This window comes from Kitasatospora sp. NPDC088134 (genome assembly GCF_044741705.1).
Classification (GTDB): domain Bacteria; phylum Actinomycetota; class Actinomycetes; order Streptomycetales; family Streptomycetaceae; genus Kitasatospora.
Window position 1 is genome coordinate 39,483 of sequence record NZ_JBIUTD010000002.1, and the last position, 23,669, is coordinate 63,151.

General features: G+C 73.5%; 21 protein-coding genes and 1 tRNA gene. 16 read left to right on the top strand and 6 right to left on the bottom strand.

Going from position 1 to position 23,669, the window contains the following annotated elements; all coding sequences use genetic code 11:
- The first annotated feature begins 153 nt into the window (after positions 1–153).
- The 3 genes from galE to ACIOHG_RS03775 all read left to right on the top strand — a co-directional run bounded on the left by galE (position 154) and on the right by ACIOHG_RS03775 (position 3,724).
- A complete protein-coding gene (galE, locus tag ACIOHG_RS03765) occupies positions 154–1,113 on the top strand; it encodes a UDP-glucose 4-epimerase GalE (protein WP_400945743.1) in 960 nt (319 codons plus the stop codon).
- 144 nt (positions 1,114–1,257) lie between these two features.
- Positions 1,258–2,121, top strand: coding sequence for a LuxR C-terminal-related transcriptional regulator (locus ACIOHG_RS03770; RefSeq protein ID WP_400944931.1), 864 nt, complete (start codon positions 1,258–1,260; stop codon positions 2,119–2,121).
- A gap of 61 nt (positions 2,122–2,182) precedes the next feature.
- Entirely contained in the window at positions 2,183–3,724 is a 1,542-nt protein-coding gene (locus ACIOHG_RS03775) for a polysaccharide biosynthesis protein (RefSeq protein ID WP_400944933.1), read from the top strand.
- A 325-nt stretch (positions 3,725–4,049) separates the two neighbouring features.
- On the opposite strand, the gene ACIOHG_RS03780 is transcribed toward ACIOHG_RS03775, so the two are convergent.
- Positions 4,050–4,544, bottom strand: a complete 495-nt coding sequence (locus tag ACIOHG_RS03780) for a MarR family winged helix-turn-helix transcriptional regulator (protein WP_400712699.1) — start codon at positions 4,542–4,544, stop codon at positions 4,050–4,052.
- A 117-nt stretch (positions 4,545–4,661) separates the two neighbouring features.
- On the opposite strand from ACIOHG_RS03780, the gene ACIOHG_RS03785 reads away from it, so the two are divergent.
- Positions 4,662–5,456, top strand: coding sequence for a methyltransferase domain-containing protein (locus tag ACIOHG_RS03785; protein ID WP_400944935.1), 795 nt, complete (start codon positions 4,662–4,664; stop codon positions 5,454–5,456).
- Positions 5,457–5,475: 19 nt separating this feature from the next.
- Here the strand turns inward: ACIOHG_RS03785 and ACIOHG_RS03790 are convergent, their stop codons facing one another.
- Both ACIOHG_RS03790 and ACIOHG_RS03795 read right to left on the bottom strand, forming a co-directional pair.
- Complete coding sequence (locus ACIOHG_RS03790) at positions 5,476–6,186, bottom strand: TetR family transcriptional regulator (protein WP_400944937.1); 711 nt, start codon at positions 6,184–6,186, stop codon at positions 5,476–5,478.
- Positions 6,183–7,151 (bottom strand): acyl-CoA desaturase, encoded by a 969-nt coding sequence (locus ACIOHG_RS03795; protein ID WP_400944939.1) that lies wholly within the window; start codon positions 7,149–7,151, stop codon positions 6,183–6,185. The genes ACIOHG_RS03790 and ACIOHG_RS03795 overlap by 4 nt, the downstream gene beginning before the upstream one ends.
- Positions 7,152–7,395: 244 nt before the next feature.
- Here ACIOHG_RS03795 and ACIOHG_RS03800 point away from each other — a divergent pair.
- The 6 genes from ACIOHG_RS03800 (at position 7,396) to ACIOHG_RS03825 (ending at position 12,065) form a co-directional block, all read left to right on the top strand.
- Positions 7,396–7,466: transfer RNA gene (locus ACIOHG_RS03800), tRNA-Gln, on the top strand.
- Positions 7,467–7,557: 91 nt separating this feature from the next.
- The gene (glmU, locus tag ACIOHG_RS03805) at positions 7,558–9,003 is read left to right on the top strand and encodes a bifunctional UDP-N-acetylglucosamine diphosphorylase/glucosamine-1-phosphate N-acetyltransferase GlmU (RefSeq protein ID WP_400944940.1); all 1,446 of its coding nucleotides are present in this window, start codon (positions 7,558–7,560) and stop codon (positions 9,001–9,003) included.
- A gap of 155 nt (positions 9,004–9,158) precedes the next feature.
- On the top strand, positions 9,159–10,139 hold the full coding sequence (locus ACIOHG_RS03810) for a ribose-phosphate diphosphokinase (RefSeq protein ID WP_400944941.1): 981 nt from the start codon (positions 9,159–9,161) through the stop codon (positions 10,137–10,139).
- A gap of 249 nt (positions 10,140–10,388) precedes the next feature.
- Complete coding sequence (locus ACIOHG_RS03815; RefSeq protein WP_400944943.1) at positions 10,389–10,979, top strand: 50S ribosomal protein L25/general stress protein Ctc; 591 nt, start codon at positions 10,389–10,391, stop codon at positions 10,977–10,979.
- 123 nt (positions 10,980–11,102) lie between these two features.
- Positions 11,103–11,678 carry an aminoacyl-tRNA hydrolase gene (pth, locus tag ACIOHG_RS03820; protein WP_400944945.1) on the top strand — a complete coding sequence of 192 codons (576 nt, stop codon included), beginning with the start codon at positions 11,103–11,105 and terminating at the stop codon, positions 11,676–11,678.
- Between the two features lie 144 nt (positions 11,679–11,822).
- A complete protein-coding gene (locus ACIOHG_RS03825) occupies positions 11,823–12,065 on the top strand; it encodes a hypothetical protein (protein WP_400944947.1) in 243 nt (80 codons plus the stop codon).
- A 61-nt stretch (positions 12,066–12,126) separates the two neighbouring features.
- On the opposite strand, the gene ppc is transcribed toward ACIOHG_RS03825, so the two are convergent.
- Positions 12,127–14,928, bottom strand: coding sequence for a phosphoenolpyruvate carboxylase (gene ppc, locus ACIOHG_RS03830; protein ID WP_400944949.1), 2,802 nt, complete (start codon positions 14,926–14,928; stop codon positions 12,127–12,129).
- 223 nt (positions 14,929–15,151) lie between these two features.
- Here ppc and ACIOHG_RS03835 point away from each other — a divergent pair, with 223 nt between their 5' ends.
- Positions 15,152–16,417 carry a sensor histidine kinase gene (locus ACIOHG_RS03835; RefSeq protein WP_400944951.1) on the top strand — a complete coding sequence of 422 codons (1,266 nt, stop codon included), beginning with the start codon at positions 15,152–15,154 and terminating at the stop codon, positions 16,415–16,417.
- Between the two features lie 63 nt (positions 16,418–16,480).
- Here the strand turns inward: ACIOHG_RS03835 and ACIOHG_RS03840 are convergent, their stop codons facing one another.
- Both ACIOHG_RS03840 and ACIOHG_RS03845 read right to left on the bottom strand, forming a co-directional pair.
- The gene (locus ACIOHG_RS03840; protein ID WP_400945746.1) at positions 16,481–16,984 is read right to left on the bottom strand and encodes an SUKH-3 domain-containing protein; all 504 of its coding nucleotides are present in this window, start codon (positions 16,982–16,984) and stop codon (positions 16,481–16,483) included.
- 96 nt (positions 16,985–17,080) lie between these two features.
- Positions 17,081–17,536, bottom strand: a complete 456-nt coding sequence (locus ACIOHG_RS03845; RefSeq protein ID WP_400944953.1) for a YwqJ-related putative deaminase — start codon at positions 17,534–17,536, stop codon at positions 17,081–17,083.
- A 352-nt stretch (positions 17,537–17,888) separates the two neighbouring features.
- Between ACIOHG_RS03845 and ACIOHG_RS03850 the strand changes: the two genes are divergently transcribed.
- From ACIOHG_RS03850 to ACIOHG_RS03870, 5 genes are all read left to right on the top strand, one after another.
- The gene (locus ACIOHG_RS03850; protein WP_400944955.1) at positions 17,889–19,028 is read left to right on the top strand and encodes a Gfo/Idh/MocA family protein; all 1,140 of its coding nucleotides are present in this window, start codon (positions 17,889–17,891) and stop codon (positions 19,026–19,028) included.
- Positions 19,025–20,005, top strand: coding sequence for an NAD-dependent epimerase/dehydratase family protein (locus ACIOHG_RS03855; protein WP_400944957.1), 981 nt, complete (start codon positions 19,025–19,027; stop codon positions 20,003–20,005). Before ACIOHG_RS03850 ends, ACIOHG_RS03855 begins: the two co-directional genes overlap by 4 nt.
- A 124-nt stretch (positions 20,006–20,129) precedes the next feature.
- On the top strand, positions 20,130–21,266 hold the full coding sequence (locus tag ACIOHG_RS03860) for a DegT/DnrJ/EryC1/StrS family aminotransferase (protein ID WP_400944959.1): 1,137 nt from the start codon (positions 20,130–20,132) through the stop codon (positions 21,264–21,266).
- Between the two features lie 148 nt (positions 21,267–21,414).
- On the top strand, positions 21,415–22,521 hold the full coding sequence (locus ACIOHG_RS03865) for a DegT/DnrJ/EryC1/StrS family aminotransferase (protein ID WP_400944961.1): 1,107 nt from the start codon (positions 21,415–21,417) through the stop codon (positions 22,519–22,521).
- Positions 22,522–22,643: 122 nt separating this feature from the next.
- Positions 22,644–23,651, top strand: a complete 1,008-nt coding sequence (locus tag ACIOHG_RS03870) for an SMI1/KNR4 family protein (protein WP_400944963.1) — start codon at positions 22,644–22,646, stop codon at positions 23,649–23,651.
- The last annotated feature ends 18 nt before the right edge of the window (positions 23,652–23,669 follow it).

A 23,669-nucleotide genomic window follows, 5' to 3' on the forward strand; every position in this document is an offset into this window, starting at 1 on the left:
GCCCGTCGGACACCGGCCCCTCGGCTCCGCCGTTCCCCGGGCCCCTGACGGGGCTTCGCTCCTCGGGCTCGGAAAGCCTCGGGAAACTGCCGGTTCAGGCGGATGTCCTATGCTCCGGACCAGGAACACCTGAATGTCGCGGAGGTCGAGGGCATGAGCAAGTACCTGGTCACGGGCGGAGCCGGCTACGTGGGGAGCGTGGTGGCGGCGCACCTGCTGGAGGCCGGCCACCAGGTGACGGTGCTGGACGACCTGTCCACCGGGTTCGCCGAAGGGGTGCCGGACGGCGCCGAGTTCGTCCGCGGCCGGATCCAGGACGCCGCCGACGTGCTCGACCCCTCCTTCGACGGCGTGCTGCACTTCGCCGCCTCCTCGCAGGTCGGCGAGTCGGTGGCCGACCCGGAGAAGTACTGGCGCAACAACGTCGCCGGTTCGCTCGAACTGGTGACGGCGATGCGCAAGGCCGGCGTGGGCCGACTGGTCTTCTCCTCGACCGCCGCCGTGTACGGCGAGCCGGAGGAGGTGCCGATCAAGGAGACTGCGCGCACCTCGCCGACCAACGCCTACGGCGCCACCAAGCTCGCCGTGGACCACCTGATCACCTCCGAGGCGATCGCCCACGGCCTGGCCGCCGTCAGCCTGCGCTACTTCAACGTGGCCGGGGCGTACGGCCGTTACGGCGAGCGGCACGACCCGGAGTCGCACCTGATCCCGCTGGTGTTCCAGGCCGCGCTCGGGCAGCGCCCGCACATCTCGGTGTTCGGCGAGGACTACCCGACCCCGGACGGCACCTGCATCCGCGACTACATCCACATCGCCGACCTGGCCGAGGCGCACCTGCTGGCGATCGCCGCCGCCAAGCCCGGCGAGCACCTGATCTGCAACCTCGGCAACGGCACCGGCTTCTCGGTGCGCGAGGTGATCGAGTCCGTCAAGCGGGTCACCGGCCGGGAGATCCCGGTCCAGGTGGCCGGCCGCCGCCCCGGCGACCCGGCCGTCCTGGTGGCCGCCGCGGACCGCGCCCGGGACGCCCTCGGCTGGGTCCCGAAGCGCCCGAACCTGGACGAGATCGTCGCCGACGCCTGGGAGTTCACCGTCGCCCACCGCGCCTGACCTGCCCGCTCCCGAGCCCGGCCCCGACCCCCGAAGTCCCTGTGTACAGGAACTTCACCAAACCCCCACGCCGCCCGGGCGTCCGCCCGTACGCTGAGTGCGGCACCGGTGGGGGTCGGGCCACGAGCAGGGGGGCAAGGACGAATGGGGCGGATTCGCGTCCTGGTGGTCGACGGCCACCGGATCTTCGCCGAGGCGCTGGCGACCGCACTGGCCGCCGAACCCGACGTGGACGTCGGGGCGGCGGGCAGCGCGGCAGCGGCCGAACGCGCACTGGAACGGGCGGCGACCGAACGCCGCCCGTACGACGTGGTGCTGATCGACGTCGACCTCGGCGCCACCCCGGCACCCGCCCGCCCGACTGTGGTGCCGCCGCCCCGGAGCGTCCCGGCCGGGCCCCAGCAGCGGCCCGCGGCAGCACCGCTGACGGTCCATCAGCTGCCCGCCGAGGGCCGGCCGCTGCCCGACGGCACCGCACTGGTCGCCCGGGTCCGCCGGGCCCACCCGGAGCTGCGCGCCGTGGTGCTGGCCGCCGCCGACGACCCGCAGCGGGCCGCCCGCGCCCTCCAGGCCGGCGCCAACGGCTGGGTGGCGCGCGAGAGTTCGCTCGGCGCGCTGATGGCCGTGGTGCGCGGCGTGCTGCGCGACGAGACCCACCTGCCGCCCGCGCTGCTGACCGGCGTGATCCGCGAACTCACCTCCGCCCGCCGGGACCGCTCGGAGAGCGAGCGCCTGGTCGCCGCGCTCACCCCCCGCGAGGAGGAGGTACTGCGCTGCATGGTGGCCGGCCTCGGCCGGCAGGCGGTCGCCGAGCGGCTGTTCCTCTCCCCGCACACCGTCCGCACCCACATGCAGAACGTCCTGGGCAAGCTGGGGGTGCACTCCACGCTCGCCGCGGTCGCCGTCGCCCGTCGGGCCGGGATCGCCCCCTCCGAACCCCCGGGTCCGTTCCCCGCGCCCGTCCCCCCGCCGACCGTCGCCTCAACCACAGGCCCCGGCGCGGGCTGACCGAGCCCCGCCTTCCCGCACGTTCCACTCCGTGAGTCGAGTCAGGGATACCGGAGGACAGATGTCGCCGCACCCCACTGCCGCACGCCCCGAAGCGTCAGGTGTTCGCACGCCCGCCCAGCGGACCGGCTCCACCGGCCTGCGCACCCTCGTGGTCGGGGGCGGGGCCGCCGGAACCGCGCTGGTCCGCGACCTGGGCCGGACCCCGGAGTTCGGGCTCGTCCCGGTCGGGGTGCTCGACGACGACCCGGGCAAGGCCGGGCAGGAGGTCTCGGGCAGTCGCGTGCTGGGCCGCCTGGCCGACCTCACCCACCTGGCCCTGGCCCACCGCGCCCAGGTGGTGGTGCTCGCCATCCCCGGCCTCCCGCACCAGCGGGTCCGCGAACTCGCCACCGCCGCCGCCGCGGCCGGCGCCGCCGTCCGCTACCTGCCGTCCTTCCTCTCCGCGCTCCGCCGCGAGGTGGTCGGCTCCGACATGCGCACCCTGGACGTCAACCGGCTGATCGGCCGGCACGAGGTGCACGTGGTCTCCCCGGACGTCCGCACCGTCATCGAGGGCCGGCGCGTCCTGGTCACCGGCGCGGGCGGCTCGATCGGCAGCGAACTCTGCCGCCAGGTCCAGGCGTTCGGGCCGGCCGCGCTCTACATGCTCGACCACGACGAGTCCAACCTGCACCGGCTCCAGCTCGACATCTGGGGCGAGGCGCTGCTCACCGACGAGTCCCTGGTGATTGCCGACATCCGGGACCGCCCCCGGATCCAGCAGATCTTCCGCGACCTCCGCCCCGACGTGGTCTTCCACGCCGCCGCGCACAAGCACCTCCCGCTGCTGGAGCGCCACCCCAGCGAGGCCGTCAAGTCCAACGTGCTCGGCACCGACCACCTGGTCGAGGCCGCGCTCGCCACCGGCGTCGAACGCTTCGTGCTGATCTCCACCGACAAGGCCGCCGACCCGACGTCCGTGCTCGGCGCGAGCAAGCGGCTCGCCGAGCTGATCGTCCAGGCCAACGCCCGGGACGCCCGCAACCTCGGCACCGGGGTCTTCGCCGCCGTCCGCTTCGGCAACGTGCTCGGCTCGCGCGGCTCGCTGCTGTCCGTGCTGGAGGAACAGCTGCGCAGCGGCGGGCCGGTGACGGTCACCCACCCCGACGTCACCCGCTTCTTCATGACCATCGAGGAGGCCGTCGGCCTGGTCCTGGAAGCCGGGCGGATGGCCGAGGGCGGCGAGGTCTTCGTCCTCGACATGGGCGAGCCGGTCCGGATCGTCGACCTGGTGCACAACTTCGCCGAACAGGTGCAGCTCGGGGCGGACGAGGTCGAGATCCGCTACACCGGCCTGCGGGCCGGCGAGAAGCTGAACGAGGCGCTGTTCTCCGACGCCGAGGAACGCCTCCCCACCGTCCACCCCCGGATCTTCGCCACCGTCGCCGACCACGCGACCGTCCCCGAGGACCTGGCCGGCGGCCTCACCGGGCTCTACGACGCGGCGACGGTCAACTCCGACCCCGAAGTCCGCGAGCGCCTGGCGGCGCTGCTCCCCGGCTACCAGACCGCCCACCCGCGCACCCCGGCCCTGACCACTCCGTACCCGGACGGCTTCTGAAACCAGGAGGCTCGGGAGGGCAGAACCAGGGGCCCGGGGAAACTCTGCGGCAGACGCTGAGTAATCAGGGGCCCGGGGAAACTTTGCGGCACACGAGACGGCATTCAGGGGCCCGGGGAACGGCGGAGCCGAGGGGCTGATCGCCGGGACACAGTGGGGCGCTACGGGGCGTCGGCCAAAAGACCTTCGGCCCGAAACGGGGTCGGCGCTTCGCGGCCCGTCGGTCACCCGCCCCTCGGCACCGCCGTTCCCCGGGCCCCTGGAGCTTCGCTCCCAGGGCGGAGTTTCGCTCCCGGCGGGCCCGTGGAGCTTTGCTCCCGGAGGCTCAGCCTGCGCGGTCGAAGGGGGCGACCAACTGGCGGAGGAGGGTGGCGAGTTCGGTCTGCTGGGCGGGGGCGAGCTGGGAGAGGATCTCGCGTTCGTGGGAGAGCAGGCCGGCCAGTGCCTGGTCGGCCTTGTCGCGGCCCTCGTCGGTGAGCCGGACCAGGACGCCGCGGCGGTCGTCGGGGTCGGGGAGGCGGACGACCAGGCCCTTCGTGGTGAGGCGGTCGATCCGGTTGGTCATGGTGCCCGAGGTGACCAGGGTCTGGGTGAGGAGCTGACCGGGGGAGAGCTGGTAGGGGGAGCCGGCCCGGCGCAGGGCGGTGAGGACGTCGAACTCCCAGGGTTCGAGGCCGTGCTCGGCGAACGCGGTGCGCCGGGCCCGGTCGAGGTGGCGGGCGAGGCGGCTCACTCGACTGAGGACCTCCAGCGGGTCCACGTCGAGGTCGGGGCGCTCTCGGCGCCATGCTGCGACCAGGCGGTCGACCTCGTCCTCCATGACGATCAGTGTATCGGGGGTTGTGTCGATGTGAAGTCTCTTGACATCAAGAGATAACAAAGGAAGTCTTCGGCGCGACAGAGATATCTTGACGTCGAGATACTTCGGAGGTCCGCCGTGCCCGCCGCCTGGGACGCCGAGCAGTACCTGCGCTACGCCCGCGAACGCGCCCGCCCGATGGCCGACCTGCTCGCCCGGGTGCCCGAACTCCCGCCCGCGCCACGCATCCTGGACCTCGGTTGCGGCCCGGGGAACTCCACCGCCGCGCTCCGCCGCCGCTGGCCGGACGCCCGTTTGCTGGGGCTGGACAACTCGGCCGCCCTGCTGGCCGAGGCCCGGACGGCCGGCGAGCCGTCCGCGGAGTACCGGGAGCAGGACGTCACGGCCTACGACCCGGCGCCCGAGCACCCGGACCTGATCGCCTCCAATGCCGCCCTGCACTGGATGGACACCGACACCGCCGACCACCTGGAGCTGCTGCCGCGCTGGGCGGCGGCGCTGCGCCCCGGCGGGGTGATCGCCTTCCAGCTGCCGGGGAACTTCGCCGCCCCCAGCCACACCCTGCTGGCCGAGCTGCGCCGCGGCCCGCGCTGGCGCGACCGGCTGGCCGCCGCCCGCCCGGACGCCTCCTGCCACGCCCCGGAGCGCTACCTGGCGGCGCTGGCGGCGGCGGGCTGCACCGCGGACGTCTGGGAGACCACGTACCTGACCGTCCTGACGGGGGCGGACCCGGTGCTGGAGTGGGTCAAGGGCTCCGCGCTGCGCCCGGTGCTGGACCTGCTGCCCGAGGAGGCGGAGCGGGCCGCGTTCCTGGCCGAGTACGGGGCGCTGCTGCGCGCGGCGTACCCGGCGGGGGAGCACGGCACGGTGTTCCCGTTCCGCCGGGTCTTCGCGGTGGCGGTCAAGCAGTGAGCGGAGGACGGACGGTCCGTCAGTTCTTGCGGTCGCCGACCAGTTTGGGGTGCCGCTCCAGGCCCTCCAGGCCGTGCCAGGCCAGGTTGACCAGGTGGGCGGCGACCTCCGCCTTGCCGGGCTTGCGGACCTCCAGCCACCACTGGCCGGTCAGCGCCACCATGCCGACCAGCATCTGCGAGTACATCGGCGCCAGCCGGGCGTCGAAGCCGCGGGACTTGAACTCCAGGCCGAGGATGTCCTCGACCTGGGTGGCGATGTCGCCGATCAGCGAGGCGAACGAGCCGGTGGACTGGGCGACGGGGGAGTCCCGGACCAGGATCTTGAAGCCGTTGGTGGAGGTGTCGATGTAGTCCATCAGCGCGAAGGCGGCCTGCTCCAGCAGCTCGCGGGAGTGCCCGCCGGTGAGCGCGCCGGTGACCATGTCGAGCAGGAGCTGCATCTCGCGGTCGACGACCACCGCGTACAGCCCCTCCTTGCCGCCGAAGTGCTCGTAGACGACGGGCTTGGAGACCCCGGCGCGCTCGGCGATCTCCTCCACCGAGGTGCCGTCGTAGCCGCGTTCGGCGAAGACCGACCGGCCGATCTCCAGCAACTGCTCGCGGCGCTGCTTGCCGGTCATCCGCACGCGGCCGCTCCGGCCCCCGCCGCGTCGCGGGGGCTGCTGATGGCCGGCGCTGTCTCCGTTGGTCCCGTTCACCCCTCCATCATGCTGTAGGCGCTGACTCATGCGGCGCGGCGGGCGGCGATCCGCTCCGCGCCGGGCCAGCGGACGTCCCGGGCCCAACCCGCCTGCTCGAACCAGCGGATGATCCGGGCGGAGGAGTCGACCTGGCCGCGCAGCACGCCGTGCCGGGCCGAGGTGGGGTCGGAGTGGTGCAGGTTGTGCCAGGACTCGCCGCAGGACAGCACGGCCAGCCACCACACGTTGCCGGACCGGTCGCGGGACTTGAAGGGGCGCGAACCCACCGCGTGGCAGATCGAGTTGATCGACCAGGTGACGTGGTGCAGCAGCGCGACCCGGACCAGCGAGCCCCAGAAGAAGGCGGACAGCGCGCCCTGCCAGCTCCAGGTGACCAGGCCGCCGACCACCGGCGGAACGGCCAGCGAGATCAGCGTCCAGAGCCAGAACAGCCGGGAGATCGTCCTTATGGCCGGATCGCGGACCAGGTCGGGGGCGTAGGTGAGCTGCGAGGTCTGCTCCTCGTCGAACAGCCAGCCCATGTGCGCCCACCACAGGCCCTTGAGCAGCGCGGGCAGGCTCTCGCCGTAGCGCCAGGGGGAGTGCGGGTCGCCGTCCTTGTCGGAGTAGCGGTGGTGCTTGCGGTGGTCGGCGACCCAGCGCACCAGCGGGCCCTCGACGGCCATCGAGCCGGCCACGGCGAGCGCCAGGTGCAGGCCGCGGCCGGCCTTGAAGGAGCCGTGGGTGAAGTAGCGGTGGTAGCCGACGGTGATGCCGTGGCAGGTGAGGAAGTACATGAAGACGCCCAGCCCGGCGTCCAGCCAGGACAGCCCGCGGCCCCAGGCCACCGGGACGGCGGCGGCCAGTGCCAGGAAGGGCACCGCGATGAACAGGGCGAGGGCGACGCGTTCCAGGGGGCCCTGGCGCTCGCCGCCCCTGGTGGCGGAGAGCTGCTGGGGGATCGGGTGGTCCTCGGCGGCGCGCGGCGGCGCCTGCCCGGCCTCGATGGTCATGGCGCTTCCCGGGGGGAGGAGGGGTGGGGTGCGACGAGTACCTACGTCTGCGTAACTTACGGCATCGTAGGTAGTGCGGGCGGGGAAGCGGAAGAGGGCCCGGGCGCCGTGTCGCAGTGTTCGCCCGGCGGATTCCGACCGGTCGGCGCGCGGGGGCCGGGGCGTCGTTCGGGTGCCTTGACGGAAGGTGGTGGAGCTACGGGCCGTCAGCCCGTAGGCTGTGCTGGGCGCGGAGACGCGCTTTTCCGCCGTGGTGTAATGGCAGCACAGGGCCCTTTGGAGGCCTTTGTCTGGGTTCGAATCCTAGCGGCGGAGCCCGTTCCGACCGTTTCGGACGCTTTTCGTCCAGCTCGTCTCGGTATTCTCGGTGCACGCTCGTCCCGCATCGACCGAGGAGCTCCCCCGCGTGAGTGCCAACCAGCCCGCTGCCGTGATCGTGCTCGCCGCCGGCGGCGGCACGCGGATGAAGTCCAGGGCCCTGCCGAAGGTGCTGCACGAGATCTGCGGCCGCTCGCTGGTGGGCCACGCGGTCGCCGCGGCCGAGGAGTTGACGCCGGGTCAGCTGGTCGTGGTGGTCGGCCACCTGCGCGAGCTGGTCGAGGCGCACCTGGCCGAGCAGTACCCGGCGGCCCGCCCGGTGGTGCAGGAGCAGCAGAACGGCACCGGCCACGCGGTGCGCACCGCGCTGCAGGCGCTGGCCGCGGACGGCGTGAAGCTGGACGGCACCGTGCTGGTCACCACCGGCGACGCCCCGCTGCTGACCGGCGCCACGCTGGGCGCGCTGGCCGCCGCGCACGCCGAGCAGGGCAACGGCGTCACCGTGCTGACCGCGGTGGTCCCGGACGCCACCGGCTACGGGCGCATCCTGCGCGGCGCGGACGGCGCGGTCGCCGCGATCGTCGAGCACAAGGACGCCACCGCCGAGCAGTTGGCGATCACCGAGATCAACTCCGGGGTGTTCGCCTTCGACGCCGAGCTGCTGGCGCTCGCCCTCTCGCTGGTCGGCACCGACAACGCGCAGGGCGAGGAGTACCTGACCGACACCCTGGAGATCCTCCGCCGGGAGGGCCACCGGGTGGGCGCGGTGGTGGCCGCCGACCACCGGGAGATCGTCGGCATCAACGACCGGGTCCAGCTGGCCGAGGCCCGCCGGCTGCTGAACGACCGGCTGCTGGAGAACGCCATGCGGGCCGGCGTCACCGTGGTCGACCCCGCCTCCACCTGGTTCGACGTCCGGGTGACCTACGAGCCGGACGCGCTGGTCCACCCGAACACCCAGCTGCACGGCGCCACCCGGCTGGGCGAGGGCTGCGAGGTCGGCCCGAACACCACGCTGACCGACACCTCGGTCGGCGCCGGGGCCCGGGTGAGCAACACCACGGCCGAGCGCGCCGAGATCGGCCCGGAGGCCGTGGTCGGCCCGTACGCGTACCTGCGGCCCGGCACGAAGCTGGCCCGGAAGGCGAAGGCCGGCACCTACGTGGAGATCAAGAACTCCGAGCTGGGCGAGGGGGCGAAGGTCCCGCACCTGTCGTACATCGGGGACGCGACGATCGGCGAGGGCACCAACGTGGGTGCGGCGTCCGTCACAGTGAACTACGACGGCGTGGACAAGCACCGGACCGTCATCGGGGCGCACTGCCGCACCGGTTCGGACAACATGTTCATCGCCCCGGTGACGGTCGGTGACGGGGCCTACACCGCCGCCGGATCGGTCATCACCCATGACGTACCTGCGGGTTCGCTCGGCGTGGCCCGGGCCCAGCAGCGCAACATCGCGGGCTGGGTGGCCCGCAAGCGGCCCGGTTCCGCCTCCGCCCGCGCGGCCGCCGAGGCCGGTGGGACGGAGTAGCCGGGAGGGGTTGCCGGGGATCTTGAGGAGTGGTCCCCGGCCGCCGGTCGCGGCCCGGGGCGCGTAACCTGAAGTACACACGTGCGCCATCGGGCCTGCTCGGCCGTGCCCCGGCGTACTCACTCAGCGTTGCAGCAACCCGAGGAGACGGTGCAGTGAGCGGGATCACGACCTCCGGCGAGAAGAAGCTCAAACTCTTCTCCGGCCGTGCCCACCACGAACTTGCCGAGGAGGTCGCCCGGGAGCTGGGCACCGAACTCGTCCCGACCAAGGCCCTGGACTTCGCCAACGGCGAGATCTACGTCCGCTTCCTGGAGTCCGCCCGCGGCGCGGACTGCTTCGTGATCCAGAGCCACACGGCTCCGATCAACCAGTGGATCATGGAGCAGCTGATCATGATCGACGCGCTGAAGCGCGCGTCGGCCCGCAGCATCACCGCGATCCTCCCGTTCTACGGCTACGCCCGGCAGGACAAGAAGCACCTCGGCCGCGAGCCCATCTCGGCCCGCCTGGTCGCCGACCTGCTCCGCCAGGCCGGTGCCGACCGGCTGATGGCCGTGGACCTGCACACCGCGCAGATCCAGGGCTTCTTCGACGGCCCGGTGGACCACCTGTTCGCGCTGCCGATGCTGGCCGACTACGTGGGCGACCGCGTCCCGGACCGCTCCAAGCTGACCGTCGTCTCCCCGGACGCCGGCCGGGTGAAGGTCGCCGACCAGTGGTGCGACCGCCTCGGTGCCCCGCTGGCGATCATCCACAAGCGCCGCGACATGTCGCAGGCCAACACCATCCTCTCCGCCGAGGTGGTCGGTGACGTCAAGGACCGGGTCTGCGTCCTGGTCGACGACATGATCGACACCGCCGGCACCATCTGCGCCGCCGCCGACGCGCTGTTCGACGCGGGCGCCGCCGACGTCATCGTCGCGGCCACCCACGGCGTGCTCTCCGGCCCCGCCGCGGACCGGCTGAAGAACTCCCGGGTCAGCGAGTTCGTGTTCACCAACACCCTGCCGACCCCGGCCCAGCTCAACCTGGACAAGATCACCACGCTGTCGATCGCCCCGTCGATCGCCGCCGCGGTGCGCGAGGTGTTCGAGGACGGCTCGGTCACCAGCCTCTTCGAGGGCGTGCACTGACCCCTCGTCGGACCCCGGTCGGCCCCCTGCTCCGCCCCGGAGCCGGGGGCCGATTTCACGTCCGCGCCATCGCCCGGTTAGGCTGGGGAGAATGCTCGGCGAGGGTAGCCCTTCACAAGGTGCTCCGTGATCGACGCGCGAGAACGATGCGCCTTGATCGAACCGCCGAGCGTCCCCCTGAAACACTGAGGGTGTGGCCCGGCGGTTCTGTCGTTCCTGCACCCCTTCGCCTTCCCGAGGAGCGCAGTCGTGTCCGAGATCCGCCTTGCCGCCGAAGCCCGCACCGAGTTCGGCAAGGGTGCCGCCCGTCGCGCCCGCCGCGCCGGCTTCGTCCCCGGTGTCGTGTACGGCCACGGCCACGCCCCGGTGCACCTGAACCTGCCCGGCCACGACCTGATGATGGCCCTGAAGACCCCGAACGCGCTGCTGGTCGTCCCGATCGACGGCAAGGACGAGTTCGTGCTGCCGAAGGCCGTCCAGCGCGAGGCCATCAAGCGCAACATCGAGCACGTCGACCTGCTGCTGGTCAAGCGCGGCGAGAAGGTCACCGTCGAGATCCCGGTCCACACCGAGGGCGAGCTGGCCCCCGGCGGCAACCTGATCGAGAACGTGCTGAACGCCCTCCCGGTCGAGGCCGAGGCCACCCACCTGCCCGAGGCCGTCACCGTCTCGGTCGAGGGCCTGGAGGCCGGTACCTCCATCACCGCCGGCGACATCACCCTGCCCTCCGGCGTGACCCTGGCCGTCGAGGCCGACACCGTCGTGCTGCAGGTCATCGGCGCCCAGGCCCCCGAGGCCGTCGAGGACGAGGCCGCCGGCGACGAGTCCGCCGAGGCCTGACCACCTCCCGCCCGCTGCCCCGGCCGTCCCGCACCCGCGTGGACGGCCGGGGCAGCGGCGTGTCCGGGACGGCGGCGGTACCGGGATGATGGCGGTACGGAGAACACCCGCGTGAGGAGCGGCATGAGCGAGTACGACGGCCCCTGGCTGGTGGTGGGCCTCGGCAACCCCGGCAAGGAGTACGCCCGCAACCGGCACAACATCGGCTTCATGGTGGTCGAACTGCTGGCGCAGCGGATGGGCGCCAGGTTCAAGGCCCACAAGAGCCGCGCCCAGGTCGCCGAGGGGCGGCTGGCCGGCCGGCGGGTGGTGCTCGCCGAGCCGATGACCTTCATGAACCTCTCCGGCGGACCGGTCACCGCGCTGCGCGACTTCTACAAGGTCCCGACCGCCGCGATCGTCGCCGTGCACGACGAACTCGACCTGGACTACTCGGCGTTGCGGCTCAAGCTGGGCGGCGGCGACAACGGCCACAACGGCCTGAAGTCGATCACCAAGTCGCTCGGGCCGGACTACTACCGGGTGCGCTGCGGCATCGGCCGCCCGCCCGGCCGGATGGAGGTCGCCGACTTCGTGCTCAAGGACTTCTCCGCCACCGAGCGCAAGGACCTGGACTGGTTCGTCGACCGGTCCGCCGACGCGGTCGAGGCGCTGCTCCAGGACGGCCTGGAGCGGGCCCAGCAGAACTACCACTCCTGACCCCCGGTGCACACCACGCTCCGTGCACAACGTTCATGCAACGCTTGCCCGGTGGAAGCTGACTGGGGGTCAGCAGCGGCCCCGGATCGGATACCGTCGGAGTCGGTCCACAAGGATTGAAGTGCCGTCTCTGGGGGTAAGGCCGTGATCCGGTCGAAGCGGATGGGCAAGGTCGTCGGAGGAGCCGTGCTGTGCCTGGCCGCCGGGGGGTGGGGCGCCGCGCCCGCCGCGGCCGCCGAACCCAGCGCCGGCCCCGAGCCCGCCGCCGCCAGGCTCGCCCCGCCCACCGGCTCGGTGGGCGCGGTCGGCGTGTACGCCGTCGGCGGCGGCCTGGTCGTGGCGGCCGGCGGCGCGGCCACCTGGCTGCGCAAGCGCAAGAAGGTCTGAACGCACTGCGGCCCGGCTCCCCGGAGGGAGCCGGGCCGCGGCCGTTCCGGGCGGGCCCCGGTCAGCCGGTGTTGCGCAGGCCCGCCGCGATGCCGTTCACGGTCAGCAGCAGCGCCCGGGCCCGCAGCGGGTCCTCCGGGCGGCCCGCCGCCACCTCCTCGCGCTGGCGGCGCAGCAGCGCCACCTGCAGGTAGGAGATCGGGTCCAGGTAGGCGTCGCGGACGTTGAAGGTCTGCTTCAACACCTCGTTGTGCTCCAGGAGTTCGCTCTCGCCGGTGAGCCGCAGCACCTCGCGCAGGGTCAGGTCGTGCTCGGCCACGATCTGGTCGAAGACGTGGTGCAGCTCGGCCGGGACCAGCTGCTCGACGTAGTGCCGGGCGATCCGCAGGTCCGTCTTGGCCAGCGTCATCGCGACGTTGGACAGGAAGTTGCGGAAGAAGTGCCAGTTGGCGTGCATCTCGTCCAGCACGTCGCCCAGGCCCGCCGCGCGGGCCGCCGCCAGGCCGGAGCCGACGCCGTACCAGCCGGGCACGATCTGCCGGGACTGGGTCCAGCCGAACACCCACGGGATCGCCCGCAGGCCGTCCAGGCCCGCGCCGGAGTCCGGGCGGCGGGACGGGCGGGAGCCCAGGTGCAGCGAGGCCAACTGGTCGACCGGGGTGGCGGCGAAGAAGTACTTCGGCAGGTCCTCCTGCTCGACCAGCGCCCGGTACGCGGTGTGCGCGGCCTCGGAGACCCGGTCCATCGCGGCGTCCCAGCGGGCCAGCTCCTCCGGAGCCTGCCGGGGCGCGGTGTGCAGCGCGGACGCGGCCAGCGTGGCGGAGAGGGTCAGCTCCAGGTTCTCCCGGGCCAGCGACGGCAGCAGGTACTTGTCGGAGATCACCTCGCCCTGCTCGGTGACCTTGATCTCGCCCTCCAGCGTGCCCCACGGCTGCGCGAGGATCGCCTCGTGCGAGGGGCCGCCGCCGCGGCCGACCGTGCCGCCGCGGCCGTGGAACAGCCGCAGCCGGATGCCGTACCGGTGCGCGACGTCGCGCAGCCGGCGCTGGGCCCGGTGGATCTCCCACTGCGAGGTGGTGATGCCGCCGAACTTCGAGGAGTCCGAGTAGCCGAGCATGACCTCCTGGATGTCGCCGCGCAGCGACACCAGCAGCCGGTACGACGGGTCGGAGAGCATCTCGTCCAGGATCCGGTCGGCCTCCTGGAGCTCGTCGGTGGTCTCCAGCAGCGGCACGATGCCGATCTTGGCGATGCCCGCGTGCAGGTCGATCAGGCCGGCCTCGCGGGCCAGCACCGCGGCCGCGAACACGTCGTCCGCGCCCTGGCACATCGAGATGATGTACGACTCGACGATCTCGTCGCCGAACCGCTCGAAGCCCTCGCGGATGGTGGTGAACACGCCCAGCGTCTTGGCACCCGCGGCGTCCAGCGGCGCCGGGGTCGGGGCCAGCGGGCGGCGCGAGCGCATCTCCTTCGACAGCAGGCGCTGGCGGTACTCGCGCGGCATGTCGGTGTAGCGCCACGCCTCCTCGCCGAGCCGGTCGAACAGCTGGCCCAGCGCGTGGTGGTGCGCCTCGGCGTGCTCGCGCACGTCCATGGTGGCGAGCTGCAGGCCGAATGCCTCGATGGTGCGGATCGCCCGGGCGAGGCGGCCGTCGGCGATCAGGCCGCCGCGGTGCGCCCGCAGCGAGTCCTGGATCAGCCGCAGGTCGGCGATCAGGTCCTTGGTGCCGACGTAGTCGCGGCCCGGGCTGGGCGCGGTGCCCGCGGCCAGCCGGTCCCGGGTGTTCTCCAGCTTGATCCGGACGCAGGTGGCCTTCAGCCGGTACGGCTCCTCGGCGTTCATCCGCTTGTAGCGCGGGCTCAGCTCCGGCAGGTGTGCCAGGTCGGCGTCCAGCGAGGCCAACAGCTCCTCCGAGGCCCCGGCGAGCCGCACCGAGGTGGAGAGCGAGGCGCGCAGGTCGTCGACCGCCTCCAGGGCGTCCTTGATGCCGTACTCGTGCTGCAGGTTGAGCACGTCCCAGGTGACCCGCGGGGTGACGTTCGGGTTGCCGTCCCGGTCGCCGCCGATCCAGGTGCCGAAGGTCAGCGGGCGCACGCCCTCGGGCAGCGTCAGCCCGACCCGGGCCAGCTCCTCGTGCAGCTCCTCCAGCACCTCCGGGACGGCGTCCCGGTACAGCTCGTCCAGGTAGTAGACGGCGTTGCGGGCCTCGTCGGTGGGCTCCGGGCGGGCGATCCGCAGCTCGTCGGTCTGCCAGAGCAGGTCGATCACCTCGGCGAGCCGGCGGTCCGCCTGGCGGCGGGCCGAGGTCTGCCGGGCGCTGTCGACCCGGCCGGTGGCGGCCTGCTCGCGGTGGATCCGCTCCAGCAGCTCGCCGATCCGGCGCAGCTTGTTCAGCACGCTGCGGCGGGCCGCCTCGGTCGGGTGCGCGGTGAACACCGGGCGCACCGCGAGGTTGGCCAGGGTGTCCGCCAGGTGCTTCGGGTCCGCCTCCTTCAGCTCGTCCACGGTCTGCGAGAGCAGCGAGCCCTCGCGGGCCCGGCGGGCCGCGAACTCCCGGCCGCGGTGCACCTGTTCGGTGACGTTGGCCAGGTGGAAGTAGGTGGAGAACGCCCGCACCAGCTTCGCCGCGGTGTCCAGGTCGATCTCGGCCAGCAGTTGCGCGGTCGCCTCGCCGTCGGTGCGGCTCAGCAGCCGCACCTGCTCGACCAGGCCCAGCAGTTCGGGGCCCTCCTGGCGCACGAGGGTCTCGCCGAGCAGGTCGCCGAGGCGGCGGATGTCCGCGCGCAGGGCGGCGTTCTCTGCTTCTGCGTCGGCGATCGGGGATGGGTTGTCCGCCGAGGTGGGGACCGGAGCGGTCACGGCTGGCTCCCTGTGGTGGTGGGGTTCGGCAACGGCTCTGCCATCACCGCGGTGCGGGTGACGGGTGCGGACCGCGCTGTCCGACGGGCAACAGCATAGGTGGCACGGGGTGCCAGAACGGAGAGGTGGCCGGATGCCGGACAGGTCGCGCGGTTTTCCCCGCCGCCCCCGTTTGTGCAGGTTTCCGCGCGGCCCCCCGCAGGGGGTTGCGTATCGTGGCCGCATGAGTGAGAAGCCGGCGGGGGACGGCGTGTGGTGGTGGGCGCGGCGACGCAGTGCGGTACTGGACGTGGGGCTGGCGGTGGTCTCGGGGCTGGAGTGCGCCTTCGGGGCGTACGGGCTGATCCAGGACCGGCTGCACCTGGGCGTCCCGGCCGCCGTGGTGTGCGTGGTGCTGGGGGCGCTCGCGGGGGCCTCGCTGCTGGTGCGGCGCCGGTGGCCGGTGCTGCCGGTGGTGGTGGCGCTGGTGTTCGTGCCCGGGTTCTTCGGCGTGGTGCTGCTGGTGGTGTCGCTGTACACGCTGGCGGCGACCTGGGAGTGGCCCTTGCGGCGCGGCCGGGTGGTCGGGCTCGCCGCGCTCGCCATGGTGGAGACCTTCGGGATGGTCTGGTTCGCCATGTCGGCGCCGCCGAAGACGCCGCCCGCCGAACCGCTGCCGCCGACCTGGGTGTACGCCGTGACGGCGGCCTTCGTCGCGGTCGGCATGGCGGTGGCCCCGGTGGTCAGCGGCCTGTACGTGGGCGCGCGGCGGCGGCTGGTGGAGTCGCTGAAGGACCGCGCCCAGGGCCTGGAGACGGAGCTGACGCTGCTGGCCGAGCAGGCCAGGGAGCGGGCCTGGCGGGCCCGGGCCGAGGAGCGCACCAGGATCGCCCGCGAGATGCACGACGTGGTCGCGCACCGGGTCAGCCTGATGGTGGTGCACGCCGCCGCGGTGGAGCGGATCGTCCCCAAGGACCCGGTGAAGGCCCAGCAGTCGGCGAAGCTGATCGGCGAGACCGGCCGGCAGGCGCTGGACGAGCTGCGGGAGATCCTCGGCGTGCTGCGGATGACCGAGCCGCGGGAGCAGGTGGAGGCCCCGGTCGGCGGCCTCGGTGAACTGCCGGAACTGGTCGAGCAGTCCAGGATCGCGGGCATGGCGGTGTCGCTGACCGTCAGCGGCGACCCGGCCGGGTACGCCGCCGAGGCCGAGCAGACCGCCTACCGGGTGGTGCAGGAGGGCCTGACCAACGCGCACAAGCACGCCGGCGGGGCCCGGGTGGCGGTGCTGCTGGCGTACGTGCCCAACGGGGTGCGGGTGTCGGTGGTCAACGACTGCCCGGGCGCGGACGGGGTGGCGCTGCCGAGCGGCGGCAACGGCCTGGTCGGCATGCGGGAACGGGTGCTGGCGCTCGGCGGGGCGTTCCACTCCGGGCCGGAGCCGGACGGCGGCTTCCGGGTCGAGGCGGTGCTGCCCTCCCGGCTGCGGCTGGCCCGCGAGCCGCTGGGCTGACGGGCCACTGGGCTGACCGGACGCCGGGCTGACGGGCCGTCAGCGGGGTCGGGGCCCCGGCGGTCAGTCCTCGGCGGTGCGCAGCCGGTGCGGGGCCAGACCGAGCACCAGGGTGGCGATCGCCCGGTCGACGCCGTGCCCGAGGAACCACTCGCCGGTGTGGTCGAGGCTGTAGACCCGGCCCTGCTCGTCGATGGCCAGCAGCGCCTGCCCGTGCAGCTCCTCGCCGAGCGGGGCCAGCCGGGTGTCCAGGGCCCGGCCCAGGTCGGCCAGCGCGCGCGGGGCATGCAGGCCGCACCGCGGGTCCAGCAGGAACGGCGTGCGGGCCAGCACCTGCCCCGGGCCCGGCACGTCGAAGGCCAGGCCGCCGAACTCGGCCCAGGCCTCGATCGCGGCCGGGAACACCGCGTGCTGCGGCTCCAGCGGGCCGCCGTGCGCGACCAGGGCGTCGGCCCACTGCTCGGCCTGCCGGATCTCCCAGCGGCCGGGGTGCCAGCCGGCCTGCTTGAGCGCGGCGGCGACGTCGGCCGGGAACCTGGGCCGGTTGCGGACGGTGCTGGCGTTCAGGGCGGGCTCCGTGGTTCGGGGACGGGGGACGTGCGGTGCGGCAGGACGCGTGCTGCGGCCGGCGGCGGGACGTGCGATGCGTGCAGTGCGGTGCGGTCAGCGGCCGGACGGTCCGACCTGCACGCTGGCCACGTTCAGATGATCCAGCAGCGGGCCGCAGGAGCGGCACGGCGGGGCGTGCGTGCCGTGCGCCGGGTCGCCCTCCTCGCGGATCCGCACCGTGGTCATCCGGGCCCCCTTGAGCGCCTTGCGGGCCTCGTGCAGCGTCATCGGCTTGCGCGCCGCCCGCTTCGACCGGGAGGCGTCCACCTGCGCCAGGTACTGCGACAGCAGCGCCGCCTCCGGGCAGCGGCCGAGGAAGCGCTCGCGCTTCTCCACCGGCAGCGCCGCCAGGAACTCGCCGACCAGCGGGTGCAGCATCGGGGCCGGCGCGGACTTCTCCCCGGCCAGCGTGTGCACCTCGCCGCCGCGCAGCGACAGCGCCGCGGCCACCGCGGGCAGCAGGCTGTCGCGCTGGTGCCGCAGCACCGGGGGCGGGCCCGACTCATCCATGACTGCTCCTCGGCTTCGGTGCGGCGCACCGGCAGTTCTCAGCTGCCGGGGGTCTGCTGACGGAGGGTGAAAACCCGCGGGCCGGACGGTCCACGGAGAGTGAATCCTCACCCCGGGACGTCCAGCCTGCCAAACCGCACCGACGCCCGCGGCGCCGGGGTCCGGACACGGGGCGCACGGAGGTGTACGGAGGGCCGAACCGCCGCCGCGCGCGCCCCGGGCGGCCGCCCCCGGTTTTGCCGATTGTCCCCCGACGGCCCCGGCCGGGCCGGTACCGTTCGAGCGACGCGGCGGCAAGGGGGGTCTTGCGATGGGGTCGAACGTCGTGGCGCACGAGGCGCCAGGGGAACACGTGCCCACACCGGGCAGCACCGAACGACAGCCCGACCGGCGGATCGGACTCGCGGTGGTCGGGGCCGGCTACTGGGGCCCGAACCTGGTCCGCAACGCCCAGCAGACCGCCGCCCTGCGGCTGCACTGGCTGTGCGACCTGGACGAGCAGCGCTCCCGCCGGGTCCTCGGCGAGTACTCCACGGTCGCCGCCACCACCTCCTTCGACGAGGTGCTGGCCGACGAGCGGGTGCAGGCGGTCGCCATCGCCACGCCCGCCGCCGCCCACCACCGGCTGGCCCGGGCCGCCCTGGAGGCCGGCAAGCACGTCCTGGTCGAGAAGCCGATCACCACCACCGTCGAGGAGGCCGCCGACCTGGTCGCCCTCGCCGAGCGGCGCGGCCTGGTCCTGATGTGCGACCACACCTTCTGCTACACCCCCGTGGTGCGGCGGATCCGCGAACTCGTGCACGCCGGCGAGCTCGGCGACGTCCAGTTCTTCGACTCGGTCCGGATCAACCTCGGCCTGGTCCAGCCCGACGTCGACGTGCTCTGGGACCTCGCCCCGCACGACCTGTCGATCCTCGACTTCGTGCTGCCGCCCGGCGTCGAACCGGTCGGCGTCAGCGCCCAGGCCGCCGACCCGATCGGCGCCGGCCGGGCCTGCGTCGCCTACCTGACGCTCCGGCTGTCCAACGGCGCGCTCGCGCACTGCCACGTCAACTGGCTCTCCCCGACCAAGGTCCGCACCACCATGATCGGCGGCTCCCGCCGCACCCTGGTCTGGGACGACCTCAACCCGCAGGCCCGGCTCGCGATCCACGACCGCGGCGTCGACCTCACCCCGCCCGACGAACTCACCGACGCCATCCGGCACCGCGCCCTGATCTCCTACCGGGTCGGCGACATGGTCGCCCCCGCCCTGGTCGAGCAGGAGGCGCTGCGGAACGTGATGGGCGAGTTCGCCGCCGCCATCACCGAGGGCCGGGCCCCGCTCACCGACGGCCGGGCCGGACTGCGCGTGCTGCGCCTGCTGCACGCCGCCTCCCGCAGCCTCGAACTCGGCGGCGCGACCGTCCCCGTGGACGCCACCGGCTCCGACACCGACCTGATCATCCGTCAACTCCACGCCCAAGCCCAGCAGAAGGCCGCCGCACGATGAACGCCGCTGTCCCCCTCGAAGGCTCCCGCTGCCTGGTCACCGGCGGCGCCGGCACCATCGGCTCCACCGTCGTCGACCAGCTCCTCGAAGCCGGCGCCCGCGAGGTGGTCGTCCTCGACAACTTCGTCCGCGGCCGGCTGGAGAACCTGGCGCACGCCCGGGAGACCGCCGCCCCCGGGCAACTGCGGGTGGTCGACGGCGACATCCGCGACCGCGCCCTGCTGCGCGAACTGCTCGCGCCCGGCACCGACGCGCTGTTCCACCTCGCCGCGATCCGGATCACCCAGTGCGCCGCCGAACCCCGGCTCGCCCTGGAGATCATGGTCGACGGCACCTTCGACGTGGTCGAGGCCGCGGCGGAGGTCGGCGTCGGCAAGGTGATCGCCTCCTCCACGGCCTCGGTGTACGGCCTCGCCGACACCTTCCCGACACCCGAGACCCAGCACCCGTACCACAACGACACCCTGTACGGCGCCGCCAAGGTCTTCAACGAGGGCCTGCTGCGCAGCTTCCACGCCATGCACGGCCTGGACTACGTCGCGCTGCGCTACTTCAACGTGTACGGCCCCCGGATGGACGTGCACGGCCGCTACACCGAGGTGTTCATCCGCTGGATGGAGCGGATCGCCGCCGGGCAGCAGCCGCTGATCTTCGGCGACGGCGCCCAGACCATGGACTTCGTCTACACCGAGGACATCGCCCGGGCCAACCTGCTCGCCGCGACCGCCCCCGTCACCGACCGGGTCTACAACATCGCCTCCGGCACCGAGGTCTCGCTGCGCGGCCTCGCCGACGCGCTGCTCGAAGCCATGGACTCCGACCTCGGCGTCGAGCACGGACCCGCCCGCGACACCGCCGGCGGCGTGGTCCGCCGGCTCGCCGACATCTCCGCCGCCGAGCGCGACCTCGGCTGGAAGCCGGAGCTGGGGCTCACCGACGGCCTCCGCAAGCTCGTCGCCTGGTGGCGCGAGCAGTAGCCGCCCGCCGGGCCGCGTGAGCAGGGGCGCGGGGAACCGCGCGGATCGGAAGGCTCCCGTCAGCAGGATCGCGCCGGGACGGGCCAGTTGCAGGTGGGCGCGACCCCCGACGCGAAGGAGTCCCATGTCCACCATCCCCGTCATGATCCCCTGGCTCGGCGAGGAGGAGGCCCGGGCCGCCGCCGACGCCGTCCGCTCCGGCTGGGTCGCGCAGGGCCCCCGGGTGGCCGCGTTCGAGCAGGCGTTCGCCGAGTCCACCGGCGCGCCGCACGCCGTCGCGGTCTCCAACTGCACCACCGCCCTGCACCTCGCCCTGATCGGGGCCGGCGTCGGCCCCGGCGACGAGGTGGTCGTCCCCTCGCTCTCCTTCATCGCCACCGCCAACGCCGTCACCTACGTCGGCGCCGTCCCCGTCTTCGCCGACGTCGACCCGGCCACCGCCAACCTCACCCCCGACACCGTCGCCCCGCTGCTCACCGACCGCACCCGCGCCGTGATCGCCGTCGACCAGGGCGGCGTCCCCGTCGACCTGGACGCGATCCGCACGCTGGTCGAACCGCGCGGCATCGCCGTGGTCGAGGACGCCGCGTGCGCCGCCGGCTCGCTCTACCGGGGCCGCCCGGCCGGCGCGGGCGCCGCGATCGCCGCGTACTCCTTCCACCCGCGCAAGCTGCTCACCACCGGCGAGGGCGGCATGATCACCCTCCAGGACGGCGAACTCGCCGCCCGGCTGCGGCGGTTGCGCGAGCACGGGATGAGCATCTCGGCCGCCGACCGGCACGCCGGCGCGGGCGGGGCGGGCGTGGTGGAGACCTACGACGAGATCGCCTTCAACTACCGGATGACCGACGTGCAGGCCGCGATCGGCCTGGTCCAGCTCGGCAAGCTGCCGGCCATGGTCGCCCGGCGGCGCGAACTCGCCGACCGCTACCGGGAGTTGCTCGGCCCCGAGCTGGCCGCCCGGCTGGTCGCCGACCCGGCGCACGGCAGCTCCAACTTCCAGTCGCTCTGGCTGCTGCTCCCCGAGGACGCCCCGGACCGGGGCGAGGTGCTCGGCCGGCTCGCCGCCGACGGCGTTTCCGCGCGGCGCGGCATCATGGCGGCGCACCTGGAGGCCCCGTACAAGGGGACGGCGCGGGCGCCGCTCCCTGTCACCGAGCTGATCACCTCGCGGTCGCTGATCCTGCCGCTGTACCACTCGCTGACCCACGAGCAGCAGGAGCAGGTGGTTTCGGCGCTGCTCGCGGCGCTGGGGCGTTGACGCGGGGGCGCACCCACCTGCAACCCGCTGTCCGTGCCGCGACCTTTCCCGCATTCTCCTTCCGCTTCGCGCAGTTCCTCGCGCCCCCGGTTTCACGCGTGCGCGTAGGCATCCGCGTCCCTGGCTCGAGCTTGAGAGGGTTCTTACTGTGACCGACATTCCGCTGGTCGACCTGCACGCCTCGCACGCCGAGATCGCCGACGAGGTCCGGGCGGGCTTCGAGGCGGTACTGGCGAGCGGGGCCTACATCAAGGGCCCCGACGTGGTGGCGTTCGAGGGGGAGTACGCGGCGTTCTCCGGGGTGCGGCACGCGGTGGGGACGGCGAACGGCACCGATGCGTTGGAACTGGCCTTGCGGGCAATGGAGTTGCCGCCCGGCGGGGGAGTGGTGCTGCCCGCGAACACCTTCGTGGCGACCGCGGAGGCGGTGGTGCGGGCCGGGCTGACGCCGGTGCTGGTGGACGTGGACGAGGAGCACCTGCTGATCGACGTCGAGCGGGCCGCCGAGCGGCTGGGGGACGCCGTCGCGCTGATGCCGGTCCACCTGAACGGGCAACTCGCGCCGATGGAAAGCCTGTTGGAGATCGCCGGGGGCCTACCGGTGGTGGAGGACGGGGCCCAGTCGCAGGGGGCGACCCGGCACGGGCGGGTCTCCGGCAGCTGGGGGCGGATCTCGGCGACCAGTTTCTACCCGGGCAAGAACCTCGGCGCGTACGGCGACGCGGGCGCGGTGGTCACCGACGACGCGGAGCTGGCGCGGGCCGTCCGGCTGATCGGGGACCACGGTTCGGCCCGGAAGTACGTCCACGAGCGGTTCGGGTTCAACTCGCGGATGGACACCCTGCAGGCCGTGGTGCTGCGGGCCAAGCTGCGCCGGCTCCCGGCCTGGAACGAGGCCCGACGGGCGGCCGCCGAGCGGTACGACAAGCTGCTCGGCGGTTTGGACGGGATCACCCTGCCGCATACCCTGCCCGGCAACGAGCACGTCTGGCACCTGTACGCGGTCCGGGTCGAGCGGGACCGCGACGGCGTGCTGGCGGCCCTCCAGGAAGCCGGGATCGGGGCCGGCGTGCACTACCCGGTGCCGGTGCACCTGCAGCCGGCGTTCCGGCAGCTGGGGCACGCGGAAGGCGCTTTCCCGGTCACCGAGCGGGCCGCCGGGCAGCTGCTCACCCTGCCGCTGTTCCCGCAGCTCACCGAGGGGCAGCAGGTCCGGGTCGCGGAGGCGCTGACCGCCGCGCTGCGCGGCCGCTGAGACCGTCCCGGTACCCGGCCGGGCGACAACCGGCCGGGTACCCACCGCGGCCCCGAACCCGGGAGGCCGTTGCCCTACGCTGGTCCCCGAGGATTTCGGCTTGAGCCAGTGGGGGACCACAGATGACGACAGGTCGGCCCGGCACCGCCGCTGCCGCCGTGCCCAACGCCGCGTACGCGGGCCAGGTGGTGCAGTTCCCGGACCCGGTCCGGGCCGAGCGGCACCCCCGCGGCGTGCGCATCGACGAGGCCGGGTACCCGGACTTCGCGCCGTACGCGGCGGCCGCCGCCGAGGTGGCCGACCCGCCGGAGGGCTTCGGCGTCGACGAACTGCGCCTGACCGACTACGTGTCGGCGAACGCCGCGCTGTACACCAAGGGCCACGAGCTCTGGGCCGACCTGGACACCGCCGTCGCCACCCCGCCCGGCTGGACCTGGCACCACGCCGTCGGCGGCGCCCCCGCCGGCTGGCGCCGGATGGAACTCGTCCCGGTCGAGGTCAAGGCACTGCTGCGGCACCACGGCGGCCTGTCCCGCTCCACCGCCGACCACACCCGGCGCGGCACCCGCCCGCTCCAGGAGCACCGCCCCGTCCACTTCTCGCTCACCAAGGACGGCGGCGACCCGCTGGTCGTCACCGAGGACCTGGTGCAGCGCGCCGAACAGCGCCTCGGCCACCCGCTGCCGGCCCCCTACCGGGACTTCCTGAAGCTCACCGGCGGCCGCGGCCCGGTCGGCGTCGCCCTGGACGTCGACCTCGGCCTGCTGGTCGACCAGCCGTTCCTCACCCTCAGCGAGGAGTACGGCACCCACGACCTGGTGTACGCCAACAAGTGCCTGCGCGACCACCTCACCAAGGACTACCTGGCCGTCGCCTACCTGCAGGGCGGCCTGCTCGCCCTCAAGGTGCGCGGCGAGCGGACCGGTTCGGTCTGGTTCCTGCCCTACGACGACGCCCGCGACGCGGGCGCCGAGGAGGCCCCCGAGCAGCGCGTGCAGCGCCTGCTGCTGCCCTGCGGCGACAGCTTCGACGCGTTCCTGCTGCGCCTCGCGGGCAGCCCCGCGGAGCTGGAGACCGTCGCCGAACTCATGGTGGACGGCGGCTTCGCCCGCGCCGTCCCGGTGAACTGACCGAACGACAGGGGTGGG